Source organism: Gelidibacter salicanalis, from assembly GCF_016469035.1.
Classification (GTDB): Bacteria; Bacteroidota; Bacteroidia; order Flavobacteriales; family Flavobacteriaceae; genus Gelidibacter; species Gelidibacter salicanalis_A.
On sequence record NZ_JAEHJZ010000073.1, the window covers coordinates 1 to 2087 of the forward strand.

Consider the following 2087-nt stretch of genomic DNA (forward strand, 5'->3'; position numbering starts at 1 on the left):
GATCCTTCATCGGAATCGAACCGCGAACCGCAGTGATTCTGAATTATGAGATTATCCTGCTCGCAAATAAATAATATGTTTGTCAGTTCGAGTGTCCCGAAAGCTTTGGAAATGATTTGATAAACGAAGATTATGTTAAAGCTTTCGAGGCATATCGAGAACCTTACGTCATTAAATTAGTGAAACTCAATTTTTAAAAGTTGCGAAGCAATGAATTAAAAATTGTTAGTTGAACTAATCCCGCTTTTTAGCGGGATCCCTGGGTTTTATTCCCCGACGCTCTGCGTCGAAATAAAAAAGGAACTTCTACTTGATACCTCGTACCCTTGGGTCGAGGTTGTTCATTAGTATTTATTTTTATTTGAATTAGTCTTAAAGAGCTGTCATTAAAAAAATGACAGCTCTTTTCTTTATATCATAATGAATACAAAATAGTTGTAACATTTAGAGGTGGACAAAAAACGCATTCGTTATACCTTAAGATGCTTAGCTTTATCTCTACCCAGGTCAATTGTACCACCGTCATACGCACATACACCCATTCTTGGGGAATTGACAACCGGCATTTCACCATAATCGGCAAAATCATCACACTTTTTTTCATGTTTTTTAGCACATTTTTCACAAAAAATTCCTTCACCTTCATAACCATAACAAATACTGCACATCGTTACTGCTGGCCCTTTTCCACAGGTTTCGCACAATATTGGTAGCGGTTCATTGCGGGATAACAATACAATTGGTTCATCGCTTGCTATTGGATATTCGTTAAATACGGTAATCTCTAACTCTGTAGTGCTCCCAAAATCATACTGATATTGCAATTTTAGACCCTTGTAAAATGTCTTGGATGCCTTTCTTCCCATTGGAATCTCGCCCCGTGACCGCTCCATCATGGCTTCGTATTCCTCTATTTTACCGCTATTGAAAAGCTCTTCTGCTTCGAAATAGTCGAACATTTCATATTCATTTAATTTTTTCGGGATGACAAATGAGCTTAGGTGACCACAACACTCCAACCATATGCCGCGTAGAAAATCATCCAGTTGATCCATTGTTATGTTACCGTCCACCCAAAGGGACAAAAAATAAGGCGTACTTCCCCAATAACTGTTTGTTTCCACTTTTAAATGAAAGGATTTACCGGGCTTTCCATTAATTGACTTTTCAGCCAGGTGCCTCCCGAAATGGCGGTTAATACCCGATTTTTTAAAAGTTTTGTCACAGAATATACATTTACCTTCTGAGATTATTGTGTCCATAGTTATGTTTTTAGAGTTCTCTTTATAGGTCCAAGATCAATCCTGTCTTAAATAAATTTTAGACGCATTAAATTTAATTATTTTATCTGTTTTAATCTTAATTTCTGTAATTTTTAGAAAATGTTTCCCTATTATATTTGGGATCATTATTGTCCGATAAAGAATTAAGATCCTGCCATGCCGGCAGGCAGGCGCTGCGCTTTTAGTCCCGATAACTATCGGGAAAAGANNAGGTGTCATTTTTAAGTTCTCCATCCAGATCATGTTTCAAGGAGGGGGTACCTGTCTCACCGAATACTGATGATTTGGAATAACAGTTATGTTGGAGTTAACGTGGTTTTAAAGAGATATGTTGATGTGTTACTAACGTATGCCGAAACTTTGAATATGTTTTAAGACGCATTTTTTGAGGGATCAACATTGCATTGATGAAAGTCAAGAATATGTCATATAACAAGAATAAAATCTTATGATAAGAACCGTCAAATCTTAAATAATTAATTATATCCATTTTTTGTCATACTAGTCAAAAAATCCGCGTAAATCTGCGAAATCTGCAGTATAATTCTTCCATACGCTTATTTTTGTTNNAATCAATTTATAGCATTATGAGGTTTTACCGATACTCACTTCTTTTATTTCCCAAATAAGTTATAATAATGAGCTGCGGCCGCTAAATCTTCTAAGGCGTGTCCGACGGACTTGAATAAGGTAATTTGTTCATCGCTGCTTCTACCTACGTGGTTTTTGGCAGCCAGCACAAATAAGTCCGCTTTAATATCCTTTTCTGCCAATATCCCACTCTTTAACGGCATAACAATATCA

1 protein-coding gene and 1 pseudogene are annotated in these 2087 nt (G+C 36.4%); both read right to left on the reverse strand.

Annotation, left to right across the window (positions count from 1 at the left end):
• Positions 1-470 precede the first annotated feature (470 nt).
• Entirely contained in the window at positions 471-1262 is a 792-nt protein-coding gene (locus tag JEM65_RS20590) for a hypothetical protein (protein WP_199603557.1), read from the reverse strand.
• Between the two features lie 635 nt (positions 1263-1897).
• Positions 1898-2087: pseudogene (locus JEM65_RS22520) on the reverse strand (ornithine cyclodeaminase family protein); the annotation flags it as partial.